General features: G+C 61.3%; 24 protein-coding genes. 17 read left to right on the forward strand and 7 right to left on the reverse strand.

From position 1 onward, the window contains the following. Positions 1–143 precede the first annotated feature (143 nt). From SKZ59_RS16285 to proX, 4 genes are all read left to right on the forward strand, one after another. Positions 144–428: a polyhydroxyalkanoic acid system family protein gene (locus SKZ59_RS16285; RefSeq protein WP_034760280.1), complete on the forward strand. Its 285-nt coding sequence runs from the start codon at positions 144–146 to the stop codon at positions 426–428. A gap of 584 nt (positions 429–1,012) precedes the next feature. Beyond that, positions 1,013–2,245: a glycine betaine/L-proline ABC transporter ATP-binding protein ProV gene (proV, locus tag SKZ59_RS16290; protein ID WP_035828675.1), complete on the forward strand. Its 1,233-nt coding sequence runs from the start codon at positions 1,013–1,015 to the stop codon at positions 2,243–2,245. Further along, positions 2,242–3,345, forward strand: coding sequence for a glycine betaine/L-proline ABC transporter permease ProW (proW, locus tag SKZ59_RS16295; protein ID WP_319992354.1), 1,104 nt, complete (start codon positions 2,242–2,244; stop codon positions 3,343–3,345). The genes proV and proW overlap by 4 nt, the downstream gene beginning before the upstream one ends. A 12-nt stretch (positions 3,346–3,357) precedes the next feature. Further along, positions 3,358–4,416, forward strand: a complete 1,059-nt coding sequence (gene proX, locus SKZ59_RS16300) for a glycine betaine/L-proline ABC transporter substrate-binding protein ProX (RefSeq protein ID WP_072454278.1) — start codon at positions 3,358–3,360, stop codon at positions 4,414–4,416. A 91-nt stretch (positions 4,417–4,507) separates the two neighbouring features. Here proX and SKZ59_RS16305 read toward each other — a convergent pair whose 3' ends face one another. From SKZ59_RS16305 to SKZ59_RS16315, 3 genes are all read right to left on the reverse strand, one after another. Next, positions 4,508–4,978 (reverse strand): GNAT family N-acetyltransferase, encoded by a 471-nt coding sequence (locus SKZ59_RS16305; protein WP_319992355.1) that lies wholly within the window; start codon positions 4,976–4,978, stop codon positions 4,508–4,510. A gap of 46 nt (positions 4,979–5,024) precedes the next feature. Continuing rightward, positions 5,025–5,279 (reverse strand): acyl-CoA-binding protein, encoded by a 255-nt coding sequence (locus SKZ59_RS16310; protein WP_034760268.1) that lies wholly within the window; start codon positions 5,277–5,279, stop codon positions 5,025–5,027. A 199-nt stretch (positions 5,280–5,478) separates the two neighbouring features. Next, positions 5,479–5,835, reverse strand: a complete 357-nt coding sequence (locus SKZ59_RS16315) for an FKBP-type peptidyl-prolyl cis-trans isomerase (protein WP_034760263.1) — start codon at positions 5,833–5,835, stop codon at positions 5,479–5,481. Positions 5,836–6,032: 197 nt separating this feature from the next. On the opposite strand from SKZ59_RS16315, the gene SKZ59_RS16320 reads away from it, so the two are divergent. The 6 genes from SKZ59_RS16320 to SKZ59_RS16345 all read left to right on the forward strand — a co-directional run bounded on the left by SKZ59_RS16320 (position 6,033) and on the right by SKZ59_RS16345 (position 14,032). Beyond that, positions 6,033–7,004, forward strand: a complete 972-nt coding sequence (locus SKZ59_RS16320) for a beta-propeller fold lactonase family protein (protein ID WP_034760259.1) — start codon at positions 6,033–6,035, stop codon at positions 7,002–7,004. A 14-nt stretch (positions 7,005–7,018) separates the two neighbouring features. Continuing rightward, positions 7,019–7,858, forward strand: a complete 840-nt coding sequence (locus SKZ59_RS16325) for a polysaccharide deacetylase family protein (RefSeq protein ID WP_319992567.1) — start codon at positions 7,019–7,021, stop codon at positions 7,856–7,858. After that, entirely contained in the window at positions 7,855–8,895 is a 1,041-nt protein-coding gene (locus SKZ59_RS16330; protein WP_413774566.1) for a sterol desaturase family protein, read from the forward strand. Before SKZ59_RS16325 ends, SKZ59_RS16330 begins: the two co-directional genes overlap by 4 nt. Then, complete coding sequence (locus tag SKZ59_RS16335; RefSeq protein ID WP_319992356.1) at positions 8,895–9,722, forward strand: EI24 domain-containing protein; 828 nt, start codon at positions 8,895–8,897, stop codon at positions 9,720–9,722. The genes SKZ59_RS16330 and SKZ59_RS16335 overlap by 1 nt, the downstream gene beginning before the upstream one ends. A 31-nt stretch (positions 9,723–9,753) precedes the next feature. Further along, entirely contained in the window at positions 9,754–10,539 is a 786-nt protein-coding gene (locus SKZ59_RS16340; protein ID WP_034760254.1) for a competence/damage-inducible protein A, read from the forward strand. 364 nt (positions 10,540–10,903) lie between these two features. Beyond that, positions 10,904–14,032 (forward strand): transglycosylase domain-containing protein, encoded by a 3,129-nt coding sequence (locus SKZ59_RS16345; RefSeq protein ID WP_319992357.1) that lies wholly within the window; start codon positions 10,904–10,906, stop codon positions 14,030–14,032. A gap of 51 nt (positions 14,033–14,083) precedes the next feature. On the opposite strand, the gene SKZ59_RS16350 is transcribed toward SKZ59_RS16345, so the two are convergent. After that, positions 14,084–14,689, reverse strand: a complete 606-nt coding sequence (locus SKZ59_RS16350) for a glutathione S-transferase (RefSeq protein WP_319992358.1) — start codon at positions 14,687–14,689, stop codon at positions 14,084–14,086. 131 nt (positions 14,690–14,820) lie between these two features. On the opposite strand from SKZ59_RS16350, the gene SKZ59_RS16355 reads away from it, so the two are divergent. Next, entirely contained in the window at positions 14,821–16,173 is a 1,353-nt protein-coding gene (locus SKZ59_RS16355; protein WP_070303449.1) for a TAXI family TRAP transporter solute-binding subunit, read from the forward strand. Between the two features lie 138 nt (positions 16,174–16,311). Here SKZ59_RS16355 and SKZ59_RS16360 read toward each other — a convergent pair whose 3' ends face one another. The 3 genes from SKZ59_RS16360 to SKZ59_RS16370 form a co-directional block, all read right to left on the reverse strand. Continuing rightward, positions 16,312–16,596, reverse strand: a complete 285-nt coding sequence (locus SKZ59_RS16360; RefSeq protein ID WP_070303349.1) for an XRE family transcriptional regulator — start codon at positions 16,594–16,596, stop codon at positions 16,312–16,314. Continuing rightward, positions 16,593–16,943 (reverse strand): type II toxin-antitoxin system RelE/ParE family toxin, encoded by a 351-nt coding sequence (locus SKZ59_RS16365; protein ID WP_100875765.1) that lies wholly within the window; start codon positions 16,941–16,943, stop codon positions 16,593–16,595. Before SKZ59_RS16365 ends, SKZ59_RS16360 begins: the two co-directional genes overlap by 4 nt. Before the next feature lie 158 nt (positions 16,944–17,101). Continuing rightward, a complete protein-coding gene (locus SKZ59_RS16370) occupies positions 17,102–17,563 on the reverse strand; it encodes a rhodanese-like domain-containing protein (RefSeq protein WP_070303347.1) in 462 nt (153 codons plus the stop codon). A 385-nt stretch (positions 17,564–17,948) separates the two neighbouring features. Between SKZ59_RS16370 and glnA the strand changes: the two genes are divergently transcribed. The 6 genes from glnA to SKZ59_RS16400 all read left to right on the forward strand — a co-directional run bounded on the left by glnA (position 17,949) and on the right by SKZ59_RS16400 (position 25,267). Further along, positions 17,949–19,364, forward strand: a complete 1,416-nt coding sequence (gene glnA, locus SKZ59_RS16375; RefSeq protein WP_029496182.1) for a type I glutamate--ammonia ligase — start codon at positions 17,949–17,951, stop codon at positions 19,362–19,364. Positions 19,365–19,537: 173 nt separating this feature from the next. Then, positions 19,538–20,020 (forward strand): DUF4124 domain-containing protein, encoded by a 483-nt coding sequence (locus SKZ59_RS16380; protein WP_070303448.1) that lies wholly within the window; start codon positions 19,538–19,540, stop codon positions 20,018–20,020. Between the two features lie 5 nt (positions 20,021–20,025). Next, positions 20,026–21,114, forward strand: a complete 1,089-nt coding sequence (glnL, locus tag SKZ59_RS16385; RefSeq protein WP_034760227.1) for a nitrogen regulation protein NR(II) — start codon at positions 20,026–20,028, stop codon at positions 21,112–21,114. Between the two features lie 48 nt (positions 21,115–21,162). After that, positions 21,163–22,653 carry a nitrogen regulation protein NR(I) gene (gene ntrC, locus SKZ59_RS16390; protein WP_034760223.1) on the forward strand — a complete coding sequence of 497 codons (1,491 nt, stop codon included), beginning with the start codon at positions 21,163–21,165 and terminating at the stop codon, positions 22,651–22,653. A gap of 140 nt (positions 22,654–22,793) precedes the next feature. Then, the gene (gene corA, locus SKZ59_RS16395; RefSeq protein ID WP_034760218.1) at positions 22,794–23,759 is read left to right on the forward strand and encodes a magnesium/cobalt transporter CorA; all 966 of its coding nucleotides are present in this window, start codon (positions 22,794–22,796) and stop codon (positions 23,757–23,759) included. Between the two features lie 134 nt (positions 23,760–23,893). Continuing rightward, entirely contained in the window at positions 23,894–25,267 is a 1,374-nt protein-coding gene (locus SKZ59_RS16400) for a GAF domain-containing sensor histidine kinase (RefSeq protein WP_034760214.1), read from the forward strand. Positions 25,268–25,514: the final 247 nt, after the last annotated feature.

Raw genomic sequence — 25,514 nt, forward strand, 5'->3', positions numbered from 1 at the left:
TCCGGTTTGATACGGCGCAAGCGATGCGCGGGAAGGACGGGCTTTTTTAGCCGTCCGGCGCCAGCTTCGGCCGCGCCCGCCGCATGGCGGCTGGTATGATGCTGGCCGTATGGCACCCGTTTTTATAATAAAAGGATCGTTTGATGGCGGATATAAATATAGTTCAGCAACATAAGCTGACGGCAGCAAAGGCGCGCGAAGCGGCGCAGCAAGTGGCCGACAAGCTGGCCCAGGAATATGATTTGGCGTGCGCCTGGGATGGCGATGTGCTGCGCTTCGAGCGCAGCGGCGTTGATGGTTCGCTGACCCTGGAAAAAGAGCAGGCGCAACTGCAAATCAAGCTGGGCTTCATGCTCAGCGCCTTTGCTTCCACTATCGAAGGCAAGATTGCCGAGAAGATGCGCAAGGTGTTTACCGAGCCAGCTTGATGGCGTTTGCCCCGCTTGTCTGGCGCCAAGTTTGGTGGTAAAAATGGCGCTGCGGCGGAAGGCGAAAAGACGACGAAAACACGTCGCTTTTCGCCTTTTTTACGTCTGACTGTACGCTAGCGAACATTGCTAGCACATTTCTATTTGGAAAGCCATTGGACTTTGGCGGCTTTTTGCGTTATACTTGAGTCATATTTACAACAGCTACACCGCGTTTCACCTTCTGCTTCGCAGTACTCTCCACTCGCTCAGTGGTGAATAATTCTTCGGGTTTTACACCCGCATCCAGTTAAAAGTAGCTTGGTCGATTTTTTTTCGGTCAAATACATTTGGTGCCATGTATTTGCATGGCGCTAGCGTTGTTAAAAGTCCTGAACCACAGCCTCTTTTAGCACGCACACGGCACCCCGGCACCGGCTTTGGCCATCCGCTGGTCACACGCGTGTCACCCCCTGTTTCCTGTCGCTCCCGTGCGCTTTTTGCGCCGTGGCGTAGCCGACGCAACAGGGTTTGTTGATTCCCGCCGCAAGCTAGCAGGCTTGCTGGGTTTCATTCCATTCGTCAAATCGAGGGAGAACCACATCGTGGCAAAACAAATCATTATCGACCATGTGTTCAAAGTGTTCGGCGACAAGCCAGAAGAAGCACTTGAACTCGTTCATCAAGGCGCCAGCAAGCAGGACATCCTGGCCAAGACCGATTGCACCATCGGCGTTTTCGACGCCACCTTTACCATTGAAGCGGGCGAGATCTTCGTCATCATGGGCCTGTCCGGTTCGGGCAAGTCGACCCTGGTGCGCATGCTGAACCGCCTGATCGAGCCGACGGCCGGCCGCATCCTGATCGACGGCAACGACATCAACACCTTGCCGGATGCCCAGCTGCGTGCCCTGCGCCGCAAGGACATCAGCATGGTGTTCCAGTCGTTCGCGCTGCTGCCGCAAATTACCGTGCTCGACAACACTGCCTTCGGCATGGAACTGGCCGGCATGCCCAAGGCCGAGCGCCATGCGCTGGCCCAGCAAGCGCTGGAGCAAGTGGGCCTGGACGGCTACGGCGCCAGCTATCCCGACGAATTGTCGGGCGGCATGCAGCAGCGCGTGGGCCTGGCCCGTGCGCTGGCTTGCGATCCGTCGATCCTGCTGATGGATGAAGCGTTTTCCGCGCTCGATCCGATCATCCGTACGGAAATGCAATCGGAACTGCTGCGCCTGCAACAGATCAAGCGCCGCACCATCGTCTTCATTTCGCATGACCTCGATGAAGCCATGCGCATCGGCGACCGCGTCGCCATCATGAAAGATGGCCACGTGGTGCAAGTGGGCACGCCGGAAGAAATCCTGCGCAAACCGGCCAACGATTACGTGCGCAACTTCGTGCGCGGCGTCGATGCTGCGGCCGTGTTCAAGGCCAGCGATATTGCCCGCAAGAGCCAGATCGTCGTGTCCGAGTCGCCGAGCCGCGGCTCGCGCGCCGCGCTGTCGATGCTGGAAGAGCAGGATCGCGCGTTTGCCTACGTCGTCAATCCGCAGCGCAAGTTCCTCGGCGTCGTGTCGGCCGATTCGCTGCGCAGTGCGCTCGACGGCCATGTGGGCCCGCTGGGCCTGGCGCATGCCTATCTGCCTGACGTGCAGACCATCAATGCAGACGAGCCCGTCGCCGGCCTGTTCGGCCAGGTGGCGCAGCTGCCTTACGCCGTCCCAGTGGTGGCCGATGACGGCAGTTTCCGCGGCGCCATCAGCAAGACGACCTTGCTGAAGTTCCTCGACCGCGATACGCCAGCCATTGCCGAACAACAACAGAAAGGACAAGCATGAATCCAAGCACCGTTTCCACAGTAGAAGCTGTTGTTGAACAGCCGGCCGCTCAAATCAATCCCTGGGCGCTGACGCCGCCGGGCGACACGTCCTGGCTGGATGCGGCCGGACCGGCCGTACAGCCGGAACACGCGGCCTCCGGTTTTCACCTGACGCAGATTTTCGACGGCTCGCTGCCGCTGGAAAGCTGGATCAACCAGGGCCTGGGCTGGGTCGTCGCGCATTTCCGCCCATTCTTCCAGGCCGTGCGCGCGCCGATCGACAGCGTGCTGTCCGGCGTGGAAGGCGTGCTCCTGGCGGCCCCGTCGCTGACGGTCATCGCCATCATCGGCTTGCTGGCTTGGCAATTTACCAGCCGCACCTTGGCCATCGGCACCGTGCTGGCGCTGCTGGTCGTATCGATGCTGGGCATCTGGCCGGAAGCCATGACGACCTTGTCGCTGGTGCTCACCTCCTTGGCCTTCTGCCTGGCCATCGGTTTGCCGCTCGGTATTTTCCTGGCCAGCAGCGACCGCGCACAGAATATCCTGCGCCCTTTGCTCGATGCCATGCAGACGACGCCCGCCTTCGTCTACCTGGTGCCGGTGGTGATGCTGTTTGGTATCGGTAATGCGCCAGGCGTGATCGTGACGATCATCTTTGCCCTGCCGCCGCTCGTGCGTCTGACCAACCTCGGCATCCGGCAGGTGCGTCCCGACCTGATCGAAGCGGCCCGCGCCTATGGCGCCTCGCCGTGGCAGTTGCTGACCCGCGTGCAATTCCCGCTGGCCATGCCGTCCATCATGGCGGGTATCAACCAGTCGCTGATGCTGTCGCTGTCGATGGTCGTGATCGCCTCGATGATCGCCGTCGGTGGCCTGGGCCAGATGGTATTGCGCGGCATCGGCCGCCTGGACATGGGACTGGCAACCGTCGGTGGCCTCGGTATCGTGCTGCTGGCCATCACCCTGGACCGCTTGACGCAAGCGATGGGCCAGCCACGCCGTGGCGTGCGCCACTGGTACCAGACGGGTCCTGCCGGTTTCGTGCTGCGCCTGGTGCGCGGCAACATGGAGAAAAATAATGTTGCACAGCAAGCTACGCTGGCCAACGCACAATAAGAAAGGATTTACATGCATCAAATCGCACATTTCAAAGAGACGCAAAAATCGCAACGCAAGTTCCAGCTGTTTTCCGCCCTGGCGATCGCCGCCATGGCCCTGACCACGAGCCTGGCCATGGCGCAGACGCCGGCCGCGCACGCCGATGCGCTGCCCGGCAAGGGCATCAAGGTGCAGGCGCTGCAAAGCTCGATCGCGGAAGAAACCTTCCAGACCATGCTGGTCGACAAAGCCTTGGAAAAGCTCGGCTACGAAGTACAGCCGATCAAGGAAGTGGAGTATCCGACCGCGCATATCGCCATTGCCAACGGCGACGCCACCTTCATGGCCGTGCACTGGGACCCGATGCACAAGGATTTCTATAACAATGCGGGCGGCGACGCCAAGCTGTTGCGCACTGGCCAATACGCCGGTCCTGCCGCGCAAGGTTATCTGATCGACAAGGCGACGGCCGAAAAGTACAACATCACGAATATCGACCAGTTGCGCGACCCGAACCTGGCCAAGCTGTTCGATCACGACGGCGATGGCAAGGCCGACTTGACTGGCTGCAATCCCGGCTGGGGCTGCGAAGCGCTGATCGAGAACCACATGGATGCGTATAAATTGCGCGAAACGGTGACGCACGTGCAGGGCAGCTATGCGGCCCTGATCGCCGACACCATGGGGCGCTACAAGCGTGGCGAGCCGATTTTGTACTACACGTGGACGCCGTACTGGGTCAGCGGCGTGCTGGTGCCGGGCAAGGACGTGGTCTGGCTGAAAGTGCCATTCTCGGCCAATCCGGAGAAAGTAAACACGCGTCTGGACAATGGCAGCGACTACGGCTTTGCCGTCAACACGGCGCGCATTGTGTCGAACAAGGCCTGGGCCGAGAAAAACCCGGCCGCAGCCAAGCTGTTCGAAGTGATGCAACTGCCCGTGGCCGACATCAATGCGCAGAACGAGCGCATGCGCCGTGGCGAAAACACGCAAGCCGATATCGCGCGCCATACGGCTGGCTGGATCAAGTTCCACCAGCAAAAGTTTGACGGCTGGATCGCGCAAGCGCTGGCAGCGGCGAAAAAGTAAGTTCTAGCGCCGTTTCAACATGAAAAAGTGGCTACCGATTTGGTAGCCACTTTTGCGTTAACGGCCTGTTTTGGTGGTTTTTGGTGAGTTTTTAGCCGTTTTCGGCCAGTTTCAGGTGCAAAATGGGGAAAGGCTTGCCGAACGGGTCGCGTTTGGAGCGGCTTTCCCCGATAAAGCCCAGGTGGAGGTAAAAGCCATGCGCTTGCATGTTGTGTTCGTTGACATCGACGGCCGTGGCGCCCAGGGCCGCGATGGCGTGCCGCACGAGCGCGCGGCCGGCGCCGCTGCCGCGCTGGTCGGGATGTACGAACAGCATCTCGATCTTGGTGTGCTCGACGCACAGGAAGGCATAGGCGACGCCGTCATCGGCGCGCAGCACGTGCAGCAGGCGTTCGGCCGTCACTCTGGCCAGCTCTTCGCGGACGAAGGGTATCAGGAAGGCGATATCGCTATCGGTGAGGAAATCGTGGGTGGCGCGTACGGACAGGTGCCAGACATCGAACAAGCGGGGCAGGTCGGCGGCATGGGCCAGGGAAACCAGGGAATTCGGTGATGGTGTCATGCAGAAATTATACTGCCCCGGCTGGCGCCGGGGCAGGGAGGGACGATCAGTCCTTCAAGTCTTCGATCAGGTCGATGTATTGTTGCTGCGCATCTTCTTTCGAGGTGCCGGCCAGGGCCGCCCAGGCGTCGAACTTGGCGCGGTTGACGAAGTCGGTCATGCCAGGACGCTCGCCCGTGGCGTCGCCGCTCGAGGCTTGCTTGAACAAGGCGTAGATTTTCAACAAGGTCATATTGTCCGGACGTTCGGACAGGGTCTTGGAATCGAGCTGCGCTTGTTCGAATTGCTCTTGTAAACTCATGATGGCTCCTGTGTGCTGATGGAATCGCTGGAAAAGTGCGGCAGGCCCGGCGGAGTGGCCACCGTGCGTGCTGCAGTGCCTGACATCATAGTGAAAAAAGCGCGCCGTGCATTAGAGGACACCCTCAAAACAAAAACGCCGCCGCTGAGTGAACAGGGGCGGCGTCTGGCACGGTCCTTGGAACGCAGCCTTCAGCTTCTTATACGCCCAGCAGTTCGACGTCGAAAATCAGGGTGGCGTTCGGTGGAATCACGCCGCCGGCGCCGCGTGCGCCATAGCCCAGTGCCGCAGGGATGATCAGCTGGCGCTTGCCGCCCACTTTCATGCCTTGCACGCCTTCGTCCCAACCCTGGATGACGCGGCCTGCGCCCAGCGGGAATTCGAATGGATCGTTGCGGTCCTTGCTCGAGTCAAATTTCGAACCGGCGCTGCCGTCGTCGTTTTGCAGCCAGCCCGTGTAATGCACGACAACATTGTTGCCGGCTTGCGCTTCAGCGCCTTCGCCAACGACGGTATCGATGTATTGCAGGCCGGAAGCGGTAGTGGTGGTGGTCATGATAATCCTTGTGTAGGCGATGAAAGCTTCAGATTGTAGAGCAATGAGTTGCAAAGCGCCATTCCAGGCCCGGCGCAAGCGAAAACCGGAAATTACGCCGATGTGTGGCTGCCGGTTGTATTTAAGGGGGGATTTCACACAATAAATACAGTGTTCCACGTAAAATGCATGTTTTGTATTTAACAGTGATTTCTTCCATGTTCCGCAGTCTACGCCGCCTTGTTTTTTCCTCGCTGTGCCTGGTTTCCGCAATATCGACGGCGCAAGCCGAAGTGGTGGTGGTGCTCAATTCCCGTGATGCTACGGTGCAACTGCTGGACCAGAAAACCTATGCTCCCCTGTCTACCTTTGCCGTCGGCAAGGAACCGCACCATCTGATGGAGACGCCGGACGGCAAGTCGCTGATCGTCGCCAGTTCCGTCGGCAACGAGCTGATTTTCCTCGATCCTGTCTCGGGCCAGATCCAGCGCCGCATCAGCAACATCCTCGATCCTTACCAAATCGGCTTTTCGCCAGACCAGAAATGGTTCATTTCGAATTCGCTGCGCCTGGACCGCATCGACCTGTACCGCTACGACGGCAAGAACCTGACCCTGGCCAAGCGCATCCCGCTGCCGAAACTGCCCAGCCACATGGCGTTCACGGCCGACAGCACCATGGCCTTCATCACGCAGCAGGGCAGCAACCAGGTCAGCGCCATCGACCTGGCCACGCAAACCGTCAAATGGACCATGCCTGTCGGCCCCGCGCCAGCTGGCATCACGATGACGCCCGATGGCAAGCATTTGCTCGTCGGCATCATGGGCAGCGATTACGTGGAAGTGATCGACTGGCGCACGCAAAAGACCGTCAAGCGCATCAAGGCGGGCGCCGGCACGCATAATTTCCGCGCGCTCGGTGACAACCGCATGACGTTCGTCTCGAACCGCGTCTCGAACACCATCAACATCATTGACCAGCAAACCCTGGAAAACGTGGGCACCATCAATGTGCCGGGCGGCCCGGACTGCATGGAAATCACGCCCGATGGCAAGACCATGTGGGTGACCCTGCGCTGGATCAAGAAAGTGGCCGTGATCGACCTGACCACGCGCAAGGTCATCAAGACCATACCGGTAGGCCGCTCGCCCCATGGCGTGTATTTCGCCACCCACTCGCCGCGCATGTGATGGTGGGTGTGATGATGAAACACCTGATTCCTGCGGGCCGCGTGTCCGCCATGCTGCTGTGCGCCAGCGCCATGCTGTCCCCTGCGTATGCCGCCACACCGGCACCTGCAGCACCGGTCCCAGCCGCATCTTCAGCGCCGGCCGCCTGCAAGGGCACGATCTATATGACGTTCGACACAGGCAGCCAGTCGCAAGCGCAACTGATCGCCGACGTGCTGAATCAGCGCCATGTGAAGGCAACCTTCTTCCTGGCCAATGAAAAGACCACGCGCGGCGACTATTCGCTCGATGCCTCGTGGGCGCCGTACTGGAAAGCCCGGGTCGCCGAAGGCCATGCATTCGGCACGCATACGTTTGACCACGTGTACTGGAAGAAGGATCTGGCCAACGGCTTGATCCAGGTCAAGCCCCAGTTCGGCAAGGACGGCGGCAAACTGGCGTCGTTTAGCGATAAGCAGTTCTGCGAGGAATTGCGCCGTGTCGATACGCGCTTCCAGGAACTGACCGGCCACAAGCTCGACCCATTCTGGCGCGCGCCGGGCGGCTACACGTCGCCGCGCACCCTGGCGGCCGGCAGCGCCTGCGGCTACCAGCACGCGGGCTGGGCGCCGGCGGGGTATTCCGGCGATGAGCTGCCCAGCGACAAGTATCCGAACGCCATGCTGCTGAAAAAAGCGCTGGCGAACTTGCGCAGCGGCGACATTTTCATTTCGCACATGGGCATCTGGTCGCGCAAGGATGCGTGGGCACCGGCCAACCTCGATGCTTTGATTTCCGGCCTGCAAGACAAGGGTTTCTGCTTTGCCACCCTGCGCGAGCATCCTGCCTATGCGCAGAAGAAGGGCCAGCCATGATGGCCGCCGACATCCTCGGCTTCGTCACGCCCGTCATCGATGCGGTGGTCGACGCCTTTGGCGTGGCGCAAGGCTGGCTGTTCCAGACGGTGGTCAATCCCCTCGTCTATCACCTGGGCTTTGGCGAATTCACGGAAGAAGCGTTCGAAGGCACGGAGTGGCTGCTGATCGGCCTGTGCGAACTGGTGCTGCTGTTTCTCGTGCTGCGCCCGCTCGAAGCCCTGATTCCCGCGCAAAAGATCACCGACCCGCGCGCCCGCTGGAACGATTTCATCTACACCGTGCTGCACCGGATCGGCCTGTTTTCTGTCGTCGTCTTCTTCACGCTCGATCCGCTGATGGATGCGCTGGCGGGCGCCTTGCGTTTCGATGATATTCATCCATTCAACCTGGAATCGCTGTTGCCCGGCATCAGTCCCTTGCTCAGTTTTATCATTTATTTTGTGATACTGGACTTCGTCGACTATTGCTATCACCGGGCTTCGCACCATTTCGGCTGGTGGTGGGGCTTGCACAGCCTGCATCACAGCCAGCAAAACATGAACTTGTGGAGCGATGACCGCAACCACCTGCTCGATGACTTTCTGCGCGACGTGGTGATGGCGCTGGTGGCGCTCGGTATCGGCGTGCCGCCGGGCCAGTACGTGCTGCTGGTGTCGGTTTCCCGCATTCTGCAAAGCTTGCAGCATGCGAATGTGAGGATACACTTCGGCCGCATCGGCGAGCGGCTGTTGATCTCGCCCCGTTTCCACCGTACACACCATGCGATCGGCGTGGGACACGAGTCGAAAGGCAAGGGCAGCATGGGCGGTTGCAACTTCGGTGTGGTCTTGCCGATTTGGGATATGCTGCTGGGCACCGCGAATTTCTCGGCCGGCTATGCGCGCACGGGCGTGCGCGACCAGCTGGCCCGCATCGACAGCAAGGGCATGGGCCGGCCGGGACGCGACTATGGCCGCGGCTTCTGGCAGCAGCAATGGCTGGGCCTGCGCCGCATGGTGGAATTTGCAAGAATTAAACGAAAAGGACGCCGTTGATGCGTAATGTGTTGAATTCGTATGGCCGCGCCTTGCTGTCGCAATTGCACGGCAGGATATTGCTGCTGAGCGTGGCGCCGTTCATCCTCTCGCTGGTGCTGTGGGGAGGACTGCTGTATGTGGGCTTGCAGCCGCTGATCGACAGCCTGCATGCGCAGTTCACGCAGTACGACTTCTTCCGCACCAGCGGTCAGGTGCTGTCCACCTTTGGCTTGGATAAGCTGAAAACCGTGATCGTGCCGCTGATCGCCATGTTCATGCTGCTGCCGCTGATGATCTTGACGGCGCTGATCTTCATGGGCCTGTTCGCCATGCCGGCCATCGGCCGCCACGTGGGCGGGCGGCACTATCCGCAACTGGACAAGAAGCATGGCGGCAGCCTGCTCGGCAGCGTCGCCACTTCGCTGGCCACGTTCTTGCTGTTCATCATCGCCTGGGTCATCATGCTGCCCCTGTACGCGTTTCCGCCCGCCGCCCTGGTGGGGCAAGCCGTGCTGTGGGGCTGGCTGACCTACCGCGTGATGGCGTATGACGCCATGGCCGATTACGCCAGCGCGGAAGAGCGCCACGCCATCATGCGCGAGCAGCGCTGGCCCTTGCTGGCCATCGGCATGGTGTCGGGCGTGGCCGGCGCCGTGCCCGGCATGCTGTGGATGGGCGGCGTGATGGCGGTGGTGTTCTTCCCCTTCCTGGCGGCGTTCGCCATCTGGCTGTATGTGCTGATCTTTATCTTTACGGGTCTGTGGTTCCAGTATTACTGCCTGGAAGCACTGTCGCGTTTGCGGGGCGTACGCGGCATGACCGACGTGGCGCCGGCGGACGCCTGACCATTCTTATCGAATTCTACGAGGGAGCTTCATGGCTATCGGATTGATCATCATTGGCGACGAAATCCTGTCGGGCAAGCGCACGGACCAGCATTTCCCGAAAGTGGTAAGCATGCTCAAGGCGCGGGGCTTGCAGCTGAGCTGGGCGGAATACGTGGGCGACGAGCCGGCCCGCCTGGTGGCCTTGCTCAAGCGCAGCTTTGCCAGCGGCGACATCGTCTTCAGCTTTGGCGGCATCGGCGCCACGCCGGACGACCATACGCGCCAGGCGGCGGCCGATGCGCTGGGCTTGCCGCTGGTGCTGCATCCGCAGGGCAAGCTCAATATCCAGCAACGGATCACGGAAATGGGCGAAGAGGCGGGCGTGCCGGCCGATTTGAACTCGCCGGAAAACCTGCACCGCCTGAAAATGGCGGAATTTGTCGAAGGGGCCGAGCTGATTCCGAATCCGTACAACAAGATTGCCGGCTTTGCCGTGCGCGAGCATTATTTTGTGCCCGGCTTTCCCGTCATGTCCTGGCCCATGATCGAATGGGTGCTCGACACGCATTATGCGCACCTGTTCAACCAGGTGCCGCATGCGGAACACGCCTTGCTCGTGTACGAAACGGCCGAATCGCTGCTCACGCCGCTGATGGTGCGCCTGGAAGCGGAGTTCCCGCTGATCAAGGTGTTCAGCCTACCCAGCGTGGGCGATGCGCAGACGCGCCGGCATATCGAACTGGGCGTCAAGGGTGAGCCCGCGCAGGCCGAGGCCGCCTTTGCGCAGATGTGCGCCGCGCTCGATACCTTGCAGGCGGAATACACCACCATCTGACATGCGGCCAGCCCGGCGCCGGCGGCTTTTTCGCTGGCGCTCAGCCCGCTTTGCATCTATGTACGCAAGCGTACATTCCAAGACGTTGTTTTTTTGCGAAAATCTTCAATGAAGCAAGATTTTTGTGTGCGCTCGTCAGTCGTTTTCATGCCGATGTGGTGGAATGGTGAACAGGGGCCTTGCGTGTCGAGCGCGGGGTCGCCTGCCTGTGCAGTAGCGTGTTTTTTTGATTCACCGGTATGGACATCATGTTAAGCAAGCTTTGTTGTGACCGGCCCTGGCTGGCCCTCGTCTTATCCCGCGCGGAGCGGTATCGCTACCGCATTTCCCGCGCCGTCCAAACCCAACCTTACCCCAGCATCCCATGAAAGACACAGGCGTCAATTTGGCCGCGCAAGAGCGGCCCCCTTCTGATCCACTCGCCGACACGGGCGCCGAGGCGCCGCCGCCGGCAAGTCCGCCGAAGAAGCGCCGTTCGCGCATCTGGCCCATCTTTGCCATCATCGTGCTGGCGCTGATCGCCGGCGTGGCGTGGTTCGTCATGCGCGAAGTGCGCACGTCGGCCCTGCAGGCGGAGTTTTTCACGCGCCTGGACCGCCAGCTGGCGTTCAAGGTCGAGCCTGGTCCCGCACCGGCGGGCGCCATCCGCTATCCGCAGCACGGGCCTTACGACGAGCGCCTTGGCTATGCCAGCCTGCCGGACTTCATCACCAAGCTGAACGCACGCGACTATGCCGTCACGGCGCAGGCGCGCATGTCGCCGAAGATGGTGCAACTGGTCGACCGGGGCATCTTTGCCACGTATCACGAGAAAAACCGCGCGGGACTGACCATCCTCGATTGCCGCGCCGCGCCGCTGTTCGCGGCCAGCTACCCCGAGCGCATGTTCGACGGCTTCGCCGAAGCGCCGCCCGCGCTCGTGCAAAGCCTGCTCTTCATCGAAAACCGCGAGTTGCTCGACCCGGGCACGCCCGAGCGCAATCCGGCCGTGGAATGGGACCGCCTGAGCAAGGCTGTCCTCGACAAGGCGCTGAACCTGTTCGGCGGCCACCGCAGTGGCGGCGGCAGCACCCTGGCCACGCAGATCGAAAAATACCGGCATTCGGAAGATGGCCGCACCAGTTCCATGCAGGACAAGCTGCTGCAGATGATTTCGGCCAGCCTGCGCTCGTACCAGGATGGCGAAAACACCATGGAAGCGCGGCGCAAGATCGTCGTCAATTACCTGAACACCGTGCCGCTGTCGGCAAAGAGCGGTTTTGGCGAAGTCAACGGCATCGGCGACGGTATGTGGGTCTGGTATGGCCGTCCATTTGCCGAAGTGAAAACTTTGCTCAAAGGTAAGATGGACCAGCCGGGCAGCGCGCTGGCCTACAAGCAGGCGCTGAGTTTGCTGATCGCGCAGCGCCGTCCTTCGCATTACCTGGTGGCCGGCGGTGCCGACCTGGAAGAATTGACCAACAGCCATCTGCGTCTGCTGGCGCAAGCGGGCGTGATTTCGCCGCAGCTGCGCGATGCGGCCATCGCCGAAAAGCTGCGTCCGTCGACGGCCTCGGGCGTGCAATCGGAAGCGTCGACCTCGTTTGTCACGCGCAAGGCCTCGAATGCCGTGCGCAATCACCTGGCCAGCATGCTCGGCGATCCGCGCCTGTACAACCTCGACCGCCTGGACCTGAAAGTGGTCAGCACGCTCGACGCGCAGGCGCAAAACGCCGTCACCAAGGTCTTGCGCGAGCTGCGCGACCCGGAAGTGGCGAAGGCGGCCGGCCTGACGGGCAAGGGCATGCTGGGCAATGGCGACCCGGCCAATGTCGTCTACAGCTTTACCTTGCTGCAAAAGGGCGACCAGGCCAACTTGCTGCGCGTGCAGACCGATAACTACGACCAGCCGCTCGACATCAACGAGGGCGCCAAGCTGGACCTCGGTTCCACGGCCAAGCTGCGCACCCTGGTCACGTATATGGACATCATCGACCAGCTGCACCAGCGCTACAGCGGCATGGGCGCCGCCGAGCTGGGCAAGATCGCCGTCGATCCGAAGGACATGCTGTCGCAGTGGGCGATTGCCTATCTGAAACCGTTGGCGCTCGGCGAGGCGCGCAACCTGCCTACCATGCTGGCGGCCGCCATGGAGCGCAAATATTCGGGCAACCCGGGCGAAGGCTTCTTCACGGGCGGCGGCTTGCACCATTTCGGCAACTTCTCCAAGCTCGACGACAGCCGCATCATGACGGTGCAGCAGGCGCTGCGCCAGTCGACCAACCTGGTGTTCGTGCGCCTGATGCGCGACGTGGCCCGCTACTACATGTTTTCGCGCCCCGACTCCTCGGCCTCGCTGCTGGCGGACGCCGACGATCCGCGCCGGGCCCAGTACCTGAGCCGTTTTGCCGACAAGGAAGGGCGCGAGTTCCTGCACCGCTTCTACCAGAAGTACCGTGGCAAGAGCGTCGACGAGCAGGAAAAAATCCTGCTGGCCAGCATCCGCCCGACACCAGTGCGCCTGGCCAATATCTTCCGCACCGTCAATCCGAAGGGGACTGTCGCGGAATTCGGCGATTTCCTCAACGCCAACCTGACGTCGCAAAACGAAGTGCCGCCCGAGCGCGTGGCCAAGATGTACCAGCAGTACGCGATGGAAAACTGGTCGCTGGCCGACCGCGGCTACCTGGCCAACGTGCATCCGCTGGAACTGTGGATGGTGGCGTACCTGCGCCAGCACGAAGGCTCGACACTGTCGCAGATGGTGGCGGCCAGCGAGAAGGAACGCCAGGAAGTGTATAAATGGCTGTTCAATACGCACCGCAAGCATGCGCAGGACCGTCGCATCGCCAACTTGCTGGAAGTGGAAGGTTTCCTGGAAATCCACCGCCAGTGGAAGAAGATGGGTTATCCGTTCGACTCGCTCGTGCCGTCGTATGCGACGACCTTGGGCGCGTCGGCCGACCGTCCCGCCGCGCTGGCCGAGTTGATGGGCATCATCATCAACGATGGTGTGCGCAAACCGAGCGTGCGCATCGATTCCATGCATTTCGCGGCCAATACGCCGTATGACACGATGGTCAAGCGGGGCAGCAAGGTGGAAGCGGAGCAAGTGTTGTCGCCGGACGTGGCGCGCGCCGTTGCCAAGGCCATTCGCGAAGTGGTGTCGGACGGCACGGCCAAGCGGGCGAAGACGGCGTTTGTCGGCGCCGACGGCGTGCCGATCCCCATGGGCGGCAAGACGGGTACGGGCGACCAGCGTTTCGACGTGTATGGCGCCGGCGGCCGCCTGATCGAGTCGCGCTACGTGAATCGTTCCGCCACGTTCGTGTTCAATATCGGCGAGCGCTTCTACGGCAGCATGACGGCGTACGTGCGCGGGCCGGAATCGAAGAACTACGATTTCACGAGCGCCTTGCCCGTGCAACTGCTGGTGTCGCTGGCGCCAAGCCTGATGCCGCTGATCGAGGCGCCTGCGCCGGCCGAAGGCGTGGCGAAACAGTGCACGAATTAGCCGCTGGCAGGCAGTTGTAGCAAAACGCCGGCGTTCGCGCCGGCGTTTTTTTTAGCCGGAAAACAAGGCCGTCTTGTCCGCCAGACGCGCGTGATAAGCGGCGATGGCAGGATAGCCGGGACGCTGCATCGGGGCCATCAGCCAGCGCTTGACGGACAAGCCCAGCATGATGTCGGCCAAGGTGAATGCTTCGCCGCAGACGAAGGCGCCCGTGCGCTGCAGCTGCTGTTCCAGCACGCCCATCATCTTGTTCCAGCCGGCAATGCCGGCCGCCAGCTGCGCCGCATCCTGGTGTGCCGGGCTCTGGCGCACCAGCGACATGAAGGCGTAGCGCCAGCTGTTGTTGAGGTCGCCCATCTGCCAGTCCATCCATTTTTCCACTTCCGCGCGGGCGCGGGGCGTGCTTGGCAGCAAGTCGTCGCGGCCCGCCTGGGCGCACAGGTAGCGGCATATCGTGTTCGATTCCCACAGCACCAGGTCGCCATCGAGCAGCACGGGCACCATGGCGTTCGGGTTCAAGGCCAGGAAAGCCGGGTCGTCCGTGCCGCGAAAGCCGCTGCCCCAGTCTTCGCGTTCGTACGGCAAGTCGAGTTCATCGCATGTCCACAGGACCTTGCGGACATTGATCGAGGCGGCTTTTCCAAGAATTTTCAGCATGCGGGGCTCCAGAGGGCAGGTGGTCGATCTTGCACTGTAGCGGATTTGGCCACGCCGCGCATGTGAAAGTGCCTTGCATAGTTGAGCTTTTCTTGGCATCGTAGCCACCCATGAAACCTATGCGCCACCACATGTCCAAAATCCTCGCGTTCAGCCGCTTTTCCGTGCGCGATTTCCTCGCTACCGCCGGTCCCACCTTGCTGCTCGTCGGCGCATTTTGCGCGCTCGCTTACTGGCTGGTCGACCCGGCGCCGCCGCGCCAGGTAAGCCTGTCGACGGGGCAGGATAACAGCGCGTATGAAGAGTTCGGAAAAAAATATGTGGCCACCCTGGCCAAGCACGGCATCAAGGTGACCTTGCAGCCGTCGCTGGGTTCGCAGGACAACCTGCAGCGCTTAAATAGTGGCAAGACCGATATCGCTTTCGTGCAAAGCGGCTCGACGGAGCACGAGGATGCCGAGCGCCACGGCCTCATTTCCCTGGGCAGCCTGTTTACGGAACCCGTCTGGCTCTTCATGCGCGAAGACAAGGCGGTGACGGAGCTGGCGCAATTGAAGGGCATGAAGATCAACCTGGGACCGGAAGGCACGGGCGTGCCCGGCCTGTTCCGGCAGTTGCTGTCCGTCAATGGCGTGGAGGCGAACGAGCTGACGGTGAGCGACTTGCAAAACACGCCTGCCACCGTGGAGCTGCTGGAAGGGCGCATCGATGGCCTCGTGTTCAGTTCGGCCCCGGAAGCGCCGCTGATCCAGATGCTGCTGCAAACGCCGGGCATCAAGCTGTTTGATTTTTCACAAGCGGAGGCGTACACGCGGCGTTTGCCTTTCCTCACGCATGTCGTCTTGCCGCGCGGCATAGTCGACCTGGGGCAGAACATTCCTGCGCAGGATTATCATCTGATCGCGCCGACGGCCACCTTAGTCGCGCGCGAAGACTTGCATCCGGCCCTCGTTGACCTGTTCGTGCAGGCGGCGGCCCGTATCCATGGCGGCACGGGCTGGTTCCAGCAGCAGGGGCAGTTCCCGTCCGCGCGGTACACGGAAATTCCCGTGGCACCGGAAGCGCTGAAATTTTACAAGGATGGCGCGCCAGTGCTGCAGCGCTATATGAGTTTCTGGCTGGCCAATTTCTTTGACCGTATGTGGGTGCTGGTGGTGGCGCTCGGTGCCTTGATCCTGCCCCTGTCGCGCGTGGTGCCGCCGCTGTATGTATGGCGCATCCGCTCGCGCGTGTACCGCTGGTATGGCCAGTTGCGCACGGTCGAGCAGGCGCTGGAGGACGTGCCGCCAGAGCAGCGCGCGCAAGTGTATGCGGCGCAATTGAAGCGGCTCGATCAGATCGAGGAAATGGTCAACCAGATCTCGATTCCCCTGTCGTTTGCCGATGGCCTGTATGGCTTGCGCAGCCACATCAATTTCGTGCGCAAGCGCATTCTGTCCCTGATGGGCGAGCACCCTGCCGCTGAGGTGGGCGAGCCGGCCTGAGCGATTAACTCGCTTAACAACGCCTAACAAAACCGTAGCGAGCGGAAGGAAGTTGTGGTTGAGAAGCGCAGCTGTACGAAGGTACAGTGAGCATCGCAGACCGCAAATTACGACGCGTAGTAGGTTTTGATAGGCGTACTAAATGAGGGTGATCGACAGCTTGCGTCCAACCAGCGCGGCGGCTCGCTCCAGGGTCGACAGGGTTACGTCGCTGCTGGGGTCGAGCAGGCGGTCGAGCTGCGAGCGGCTCGTCTGCAGCAGGGCCGCCATGCGCGTCTTCGACATCGCTTGTTCCTGCATCGCCTGCGTCAGTTGCCAGGCGATCACTTCCTTGATGGCACGGTTTTGCGTTTGCTCGAAAATGCCTTCTTCCTTGAGGAAGTCGTCGAGACTGCTGCCGAGGTGGGGAGCGGTGGCGTTCATGTCAGTTCCTTGTAGCGTTTGCGGGCCAGCGCCAGATCGTCATCGGGCGTGGCGCGGGTTTTCTTGATAAAGCCGTGCAGCGCCACCAGGCAATCGCCGTGATGGCAGATCAGCACGCGCGCGATGCGGTTGCCGGGCAGGCTGCTGCGTACTTCCGACAATCCTTGCCCCAGATGGCGGCACAGGGGCATGCCCACGGGCCAGCGCCATTGCGCATGCATCAAGTCTTGTCCGATCACATGGCGCTCTTCGATGGGCAGCGATTTGAGCCAGTCGCGCACGGGTTCGCCGCCATTGCCGTTCGCATAGAACAGCAGGGTAATCTGCCGCAAGCCGGAAGCATCCATGACGCACCTCTACGTTGTACTATATAAGGTACATATTCGCAAGGAGAATTTGCGCCGTAGTTGAAAAAAATCGGGCGCGCATGGATGGTTGTAGCCGATAGCGGACCGCAGGGTGGCCCGCCAGATCAAACACTGTTCAGATAGTGATGTGGCCAGCGTCAGGCGCCCAGCCACGGCAGTCCCGCCTTGCACCAGCCGCCGATCTGCTTGCGGTGGCCGTCTGCATCCTTGTCGCCCTCGAAGCCTTCGAGGATGTCGAAGCAGTGCAGGTAGCCGTGTTCGGTCGCCAGTTTGGCCGCGTGGCGCGAACGCACGCCGGAGCGGCACAGGAACAGCAGCACCTCGTCTTTGCCGGCCTGGGCGGCCAGTTGCGCGAGAAAGTCGGGATTCGGCACGCCACCGGGGTAGGTGGCCCACTGCACCGCACCATGCTGGGTATCGGCGATATCGACCCGCCCCACCCAGTCGCGCTCGGCATTCGTGCGCACATCGATGAGCTTGACGGCGGGATCGCCCTGCAGCAAGTCATACGCTTCCTGCGGCGTGACGGCGCCGGCATACGGCGTACCTTCATTGGCCCGGCTACGGGCGGTGGTCAGGATGTCGGCGGCGGTGGTCATGGCGTCCTCGATGAAAGTGGGCAGGTGTGGTCGATTATAGTGCGCCGTCGGCGCCCCGCAAACGGGAAATCACGGTGCATGGCGCATGCACCATAACAAGGCATTTTTCAGGAATTGGCGCAAAATGCACAATAATGGTGCGTTATTCGTTTTTTGCACTTGCATAGTGCATTCTTGATTTGACGCAAACCCAGCATGAAAATCGCGGGCAGGAAAACTTTCACTGGCATGGCCGGGTTTTGACCTTGGCGGCGACATCCCACCAGAGGCTGGCATGGAATCTGCTATGATCCTTATGAGTTTTGGTGGCACGCAATGTTTGCTTCGCTTCATCAGCCCAGACGCACTAAGGTCGGCTCACCCCACATTCATTTAGGAGATACGCATGGCAATGACAGCCGCAGAAGTCTTGAAGATGGTAGAAGAAAACGAAGTCAAATTCGTTGATTTCCGCTTTGCTGATACCCGTGGTAAAGAGCAGCACGTGACGGTTCCCGTGTCGCACTTCGACATGGACAAATTTGAATCGGGCCACGCCTTTGACGGTTCTTCGATCGCTGGCTGGAAAGGCATTGAAGCGTCCGACATGATCTTGCTGCCGGATCCAAACACGGCCAATATCGACCCGTTCATGGAAGAAACGACCCTGTTCATGCAGTGCGACGTGATCGAACCGTCGGACGGCAAGGGCTACGACCGCGACCCGCGCTCGATCGCGAAACGCGCCGAAGCCTACCTGAAATCGTCGGGCATGGGCGACACCGCCTACTTCGGCCCTGAGCCAGAATTCTTCATCTTCGACAGCGTGCGCTGGAAGATCGACATGTCGGGCTGCTTCGTCAAGATCGGTTCGGACGAAGGTTCGTGGTCGACCGGCAAGGACATCGAAGGCGGCAACAGCGGCCACCGTCCTACCGTCAAGGGCGGCTATTTCCCCGTGCCACCAGTGGACAGCTTCCAGGACATGCGTTCGGAAATGTGTCTGATTCTGGAATCGCTGGGCATCCCGGTTGAGGTACATCATCACGAAGTGGCCGGCGCCGGCCAGAATGAAATCGGCACCAAGTTCTCGACCCTGGTCGAGCGCGCCGACTGGACGCAAAACCTGAAATACGTAGTGTGGAACGTGGCGCACAGCTATGGCAAGACCGCCACCTTCATGCCGAAACCTATCGTTGGCGACAACGGTTCGGGCATGCACGTGCATCAATCCGTATGGAAAGATGGCAAAAACCTGTTCGCTGGCGACGGCTATGCCGGCCTGTCCGATTTCGCCCTGTACTACATCGGCGGCATCATCAAGCACGCCAAGGCATTGAACGCGATCACCAACCCAGGCACCAACTCGTACAAGCGTCTGGTACCAGGCTACGAAGCTCCAGTGAAACTGGCGTACTCGGCGAAAAACCGTTCCGCCTCGATCCGTATCCCGCACGTGGCCAATCCAAAAGGCCGCCGCGTCGAAGCGCGCTTCCCGGATCCACTGGCGAACCCGTACCTGTGCTTCGCCGCACTGCTGATGGCTGGCCTGGACGGCGTTGCCAACAAGATCCATCCGGGCGAAGCCGCCTCGAAAGATCTGTACCATCTGCCGCCGGAAGAAGACGCACTGATCCCGACCGTGTGCGCTTCGCTGGAAGAAGCCCTGGACGCACTGGACAAGGACCGCGAGTTCCTGACCCGTGGTGGCGTATTCAGCGATTCGATGATCGATGCTTACCTGGAACTGAAAATGCAGGACGTACAGCGCATGCGCATGACCACGCATCCTGCCGAGTTCGACATGTACTACTCGCTGTAATGGCGCCACGCCGGCAATGTGCCGGTAGTGAATAAAAAAACGCGGGTGAGGCGATGGTCTTGCCCGCGTTTTTTGTTATGGCGCCACAGTGCGTTGTTGTATAGTCGGCCCAGGAACGATGCGGCACGCGCCGACAGGAGTAGAGATTGACCAAGCATTACAGAATGGCGCTGATGGCAGGATTGCTGGGCGCGGCAGCACAGGCGCACGGGCAGCTGTATGTGTGCGCCGATGCGCAAGGACACAAGACGTACACGGACAAGCGGGCTGGCGCGCATTGCCAGCTGCTCGATTTGCCGGGCGCCATGACGGAGCCGCCACGCAAGACGGCGCCGCTGGCCGGCGCGCCGTCCCGGCCCGCCACGCAGGCGGCGGCCACGGCAGCACCTGCCGCAGGCGCGTTTCCCAAGGTCGATGGCGCCGAGCAGCGCGCGCGCGACCTGGACCGGCGCCAGATCCTGCAGGACGAATTGCGCAGCGAAGAGCAGAAGCTGGCGGCGCAGCGCCTGGAGTTCAACGGCGGCCAGCCTGAGCGCCAGGGCAATGAGCGCAATTACGCGAAATACCAGGAACGAGTGGCGCAGTTGAAGGACAACATTAGCCGGACACAGCAGAACGTCGAGGCCCTGAAACGCGAGATCGCGAATATTCGGTAAAGCACATGACACTAGACAACCATTCCAGCCGCCCGGCCCATCTGGCCGGCCTTGATTTGCTCGCTTCGGCCGTGATCCTGCTCGACGGCGACGGCCGCATCAGCTATGCCAACGCGGCGGCGGAAAACTTGCTGGAAAGCTCGTTGAAGGCCCTGTCGCGGCAAAAGCTGACGGCGCTGTTCTTGAATCCCGACGAGCTGGCCGGCATTTGCGCGCAGGCGCTCGAACATAAATTTTCCGACTTGCGCCAGGACCTGACTCTGGAGCGCCTGGGGCGCGAGCCGCTGCGCGTGCACAGCATCATCAGTGCGCTCGACGCGCCGCGCGACGGCGTGCTGATCGAGCTGCGCGAAAACGTGCAGCAGCTCAAACTTGACCGCGAGGAGCGCATCCTCGACCAGAGCCAGGTCAACAAGGAGCTGATCCGCAACCTGGCGCATGAAATCAAGAACCCGCTGGGCGGCATCCGCGGCGCGGCCCAGCTGCTGGAGCTGGAATTGCCGGCCCTGCACCTGAGCGAGCTGCGCGAGTACACGCAAGTCATCATCAAGGAAGCGGACCGCCTGCAAACCCTGGTCGACCGTTTGCTGGCGCCGCACCGCCGCCCGCATATCGTCGGCGACGTGAATATCCACGAAGTGTGCGAAAGGGTACGCAGCCTGATCCTGGCCGAGTTCCCCAGCGGCCTGACCATTTCGCGCGATTACGATGCTTCGATTCCCGAGTTTCGCGGCGACAAGGAGCAGCTGATACAGACCGTGCTCAACATCGCGCACAACGCGGCGCAAGCGCTGGCAGAACGTATCGAGGCGGGCGATGCGGAGCTCATTTTCAAGACGCGCGTGGCGCGCCAAGTGACCCTGGCCAAGGTCCGCTACAACCTGGCATTAGACTTGCATATCATTGACAATGGACCGGGCATCGCACCCCAGATCCGCGACCGGATTTTCTACCCGCTGGTGTCGGGCAGGGAAGGCGGCAGCGGGCTGGGGCTGACCTTGGCGCAAACCTTCGTGCAACAGCACCTGGGCGTGATCGAGTGCGAAAGCCGGCCTGGATACACCGATTTCAGGATCGTTCTACCCTTGCCATAAGCGAGGAGGTATCCCACCCATGAAATCCATTGCGGGACGCACACACTAATGAAGCCAATCTGGATAGTTGACGACGACGAATCAATCCGCTGGGTGCTGGAAAAAGCCCTGGCGCGGGAAAATCTCGCCACCAAGAGTTTTGCCAATGCGCGCGACGCCATCGCCGCGCTGGAATTTGACACGCCGCAAGTGCTCGTGTCCGATATCCGCATGCCGGGCGCGTCCGGCCTGGAATTGCTGCAGACGGTCAAGTCGCGCTTTCCCGGCTTGCCGGTCATCATCATCACGGCCTTTTCCGACCTCGATTCGGCCGTCGCGGCCTTCCAGGGCGGCGCCTTCGAATACCTGGCCAAGCCCTTCGATATCGACAAGGCTGTCGAGCTGATCCGGCGCGCGCTGGAAGAGAGCCTGCGCGAAACGAGCGTTGAATCGGGCCCGTCCGAAACCCCGGAAATCCTCGGCCAGGCGCCGGCCATGCAGGAAGTCTTCCGCGCCATCGGCCGGTTGTCGCAATCGAACGTGACGGTGCTGATCACGGGCGAATCCGGTTCCGGCAAGGAGCTTGTGGCGCGCGCGCTGCACAAGCACAGCCCGCGCGCGGCGCAGCCGTTCATTGCCCTCAACACGGCGGCGATACCGAAGGATTTGCTCGAATCCGAACTGTTCGGCCACGAACGCGGCGCCTTTACGGGCGCGCAGACGACGCGCCGGGGCCGCTTCGAGCAGGCCGAGAACGGCACCTTGTTCCTCGATGAAATCGGCGACATGCCGTTCGACCTGCAGACGCGTTTGCTGCGCGTGTTGTCCGACGGCCATTTCTATCGCGTCGGCGGCCATCAGCCGATGAAGGCGAACGTGCGCGTCATTACGGCCACGCACCAGAACCTCGAGCAGCGCGTGCGCGACGGCCTGTTCCGCGAAGACTTGTATCACCGCCTGAACGTGATCCGTTTGCGCCTGCCCAGTTTGAGGGAGCGGCGCGAGGATATCCCCATCCTGGTGCGCCACTTTCTGGTGCAAAGCGCACGCCAGCTGGGCGTCGAAGCCAAACGCATGAGCGAACCGACGATGCAGTTCTTGAGCAGCCTCGATTTGCCCGGCAATGTGCGCCAGCTGGAAAATCTGTGCAACTGGATCACCGTCATGGCGCCGGGCCAGACGGTGGAAATCAAGGATTTGCCGCTGGAATTGACGCAGGGGCAGGGCGATAGCGCGGCCACTGCGGCGGCGGGCGAAGCTGCGCCAGCAGCCGTTGCCCACCCGCACGGCGGCCAGGTCTTTGAAGCCGTCGCGCCCGCCAACGGCGCGCCGCCGGGCTGGATCGGCTTGCTGGAATTGCAGGCGGCCGGCATGCTGGGCGCGGGGCAACAGGAAGTCATGGCCGTGCTGGGGCGCCAGTTCGAGTCGGCCCTGATCAAGACGGCGCTCAAGCATACGCACGGGCGCAAGAACGACGCTGCCGTGCGCCTGGGCATCGGCCGCAACACCATCACCCGCAAGATCTCCGAACTGGGCATCGACGGCGCCAAGGACGACTGATTGCCGTCTGGACGGGGCTCCGCCCCGTCCGCTTCCCCTCCTGGCGTTCCTCGCACGCCACAACACCCACAGCAGGCGATAAGGTAAGCTAGCGCCTGCCGGACTGTTTCGTCCGGTTTTAACTTTATTGTGGAAACTGTATGCTGATTAACTGCGTGGCCTACCAGGATGGCAAAAAACTGGCCGACTTGCCGATCGACGATATCAGCGATTACGTCGAGCGCCCCGATTGTTTCGTCTGGGTCGCCCTGCTCGACGCCACGCCGGACGAGCTGAAACAGATGCAGCACGAGTTTTGCCTGCACGAACTGGCGGTGGAAGACGCGCAGCGGGGCCACCAGCGGCCGAAGATCGAGGAATATGGCGACTCCCTGTTCGCTGTCGTGAAAACCGTGGAAATGGTCGAGAACGAACTGGTGCTGGGCGAAGTCGACATTTTTGTCGGCGCCAATTACGTGCTCTCGTCGCGCAGCAACAGCTCGCAAGGTTTCCTCGGCGTGCGCGCGCGCGCCGAGCGCGAGCCGCATCTGCTGCGCCAGGGTTCGGCCTTCGTGCTGTACGCGTTGATGGACGCCGTCGTCGACCGGTACTTTCCCGTGCTCGACGCGCTCGAATCGGAACTGGAATTGATCGAGGATCGCATCTTCGACCGTGGCACCGAGCGCGACAATATCGAACGGCTGTATCAATTGAAACGCAAGGTCATGGTCTTGCGCCACGTGGTCGCGCCCCTGATGGAAGCGGTGGGCAAGCTGCACGGCGGAAGGGTGCCGCCGCTGTGCCACGATACACAGGAGTATTTCCGCGACGTGCATGACCATCTGGCGCGCATCAACGGCACGCTCGACACCATCCGCGACACGATCAGCACGGCGATCCAGGTGAATCTGTCGATGGTGGCCATCGATGAGAGCGAAGTGAACAAGCAGTTGGCGGCCTGGGCCGCTATTTTCGCCGTATTTACCGCGTTTGCCGGCATCTGGGGCATGAATTTCAAGTTCATGCCGGAACTGGACTGGCATTATGGTTATCCGGCCGCCGTGGCAGTGATGAGCTGTGTCTGCGGTTATATGTATTACTTGTTCAAGCGTTCCGGCTGGTTATAAAAAATTCCTGTGTATCTGTATTATTAAACAATAGCCAGGGGTACAATCGCGGCAAGTCCGTTGACCCGGACCTTTGCTGAGGATCGCCGCGCCGGCAGCTTTGCCTGCGCTTTCCGTGCTGCGCAGGAGCATTCATGAGTATTCCGTTGTTTGATGTGAATTCGCAAGAACCCCTGTTCGATCCCGAGCAGCGGCGCACCCTGGCGGAGGCGGCCCTGCGCTCGATCACCGCGTCGACGGCGCACGCCCGGGGCGACGATTTCCTGCGTATCCTCGTCAAGGATCTGGCCGAAGCGCTCGACGTGCACTATGTGATTGCCGGTCGGCTGGTGCGCATGGACGATGGCAGCGAAGGCATCCGCACCCTGGCCCTGTGGGGTGGCGGCGACTATCAGCCGAATATCGAATACAGCCTGCAGCACACGCCTTGCCAGGACGTGACCTGCCAGAGCATGTGTTTTCACGGCAGCGATATCCAGCGTCGCTTTCCACTTGATACCCTCCTGGTCGACATGCATGCGGAAAGCTATGTCGGCATGCCGCTGATCGATACCGATGGCAAGACCCTGGGCATCCTGTCGGCCATCGATACGCGTCCCATCGATGAAAACAAGCGCTTGCTGGCCTTGCTGCTGCTGTCGATCTTCTCGGCGCGCGGCGCGGCCGAGCTGCAGCACCAGGAGCGCACCCAGCAGCTGGAAGAAATCGTGCGCGTGCGCACCGAGTCGCTGGTGGCGGCGCAGGCGAACCTGATCGAGCAGGAACAGATGGCGGCCCTCGGTTCGCTCGTGGCCGGTGTCTCGCATGAAGTCAACACGCCGATCGGCGTGGCGCTGACGGCGGCGTCGAGCATGGGCAGCTATGCCGACCAGCTGGTGCAACTGCTGGGCGGCGCCAAGGTCAGCCGCGCCGAACTGATCGACATTGCCGAATCCCTGAAAGGCGCGGCCGCCCTGATCGAACGCAACCTGGCGCGCGCCGCCGACCTGATCGGCAATTTCAAGCAGCTGGCCGTGGACCAGGTCAGCGAATACGTGGCCGACCTGGCGCTGCACGACTATGTGCACGGCCTGGTGTCGGCGCACAGCCCGGAACTGCGCAAGGCGGCGCTGGGCGTGGAACTCGATATCGCCCCCGATTGCCAAGTGCGCCTGGCGGCCGGCAAGCTGTCTCAAATCCTTTCGAACCTCTTAATGAACAGCGCGCGCCACGGCTATCCGCAGGGCGGCCCGGGCCGCATCACGATACGCGCGCGCATCGAGGCGGACGGCGATGGCGCCGATGCGCGCTGGCTGCTGCTGGACTTTTCCGACGACGGCATCGGCCTGGCGCCGGCCGTGCGCGAACACATGTTTGAACCGTTTTTCACCACCAAGCGTGGCCAGGGCGGCTCCGGCCTGGGCATGCACATCGTCTACACCATCGTGCAGCAACTGGGCGGCCAGGTGTGCGCCATCGACTGCACTCCCGGCTGTCATATACAAATCAGGCTGCCGCTGGCCAACTGACACCGCGCGGCCTCCCGTCTAGCGGGGAGAGGCCGTCCCATCTCAGCCGCCTCCGTTTTTCACATGTTGTATGTACGCCATACGCATGCTGAGTTCTGTTGACACTCATATTCTTGCCGTGATTCTATGTAGTTGTCTAGTTGACTTTTAGTCTCCTAGTGCCATTTCTGTACAAGTGTCCCAGCGAACTTCACGGTGCCTGATCAGGTGCCGTGCGAGACGTTTCCTTTAGATGAACGAGTGCAAT

Source organism: Janthinobacterium sp. GMG2 (assembly GCF_033949445.1).
GTDB lineage: Bacteria > Pseudomonadota > Gammaproteobacteria > Burkholderiales > Burkholderiaceae_D > Janthinobacterium > Janthinobacterium aestuarii.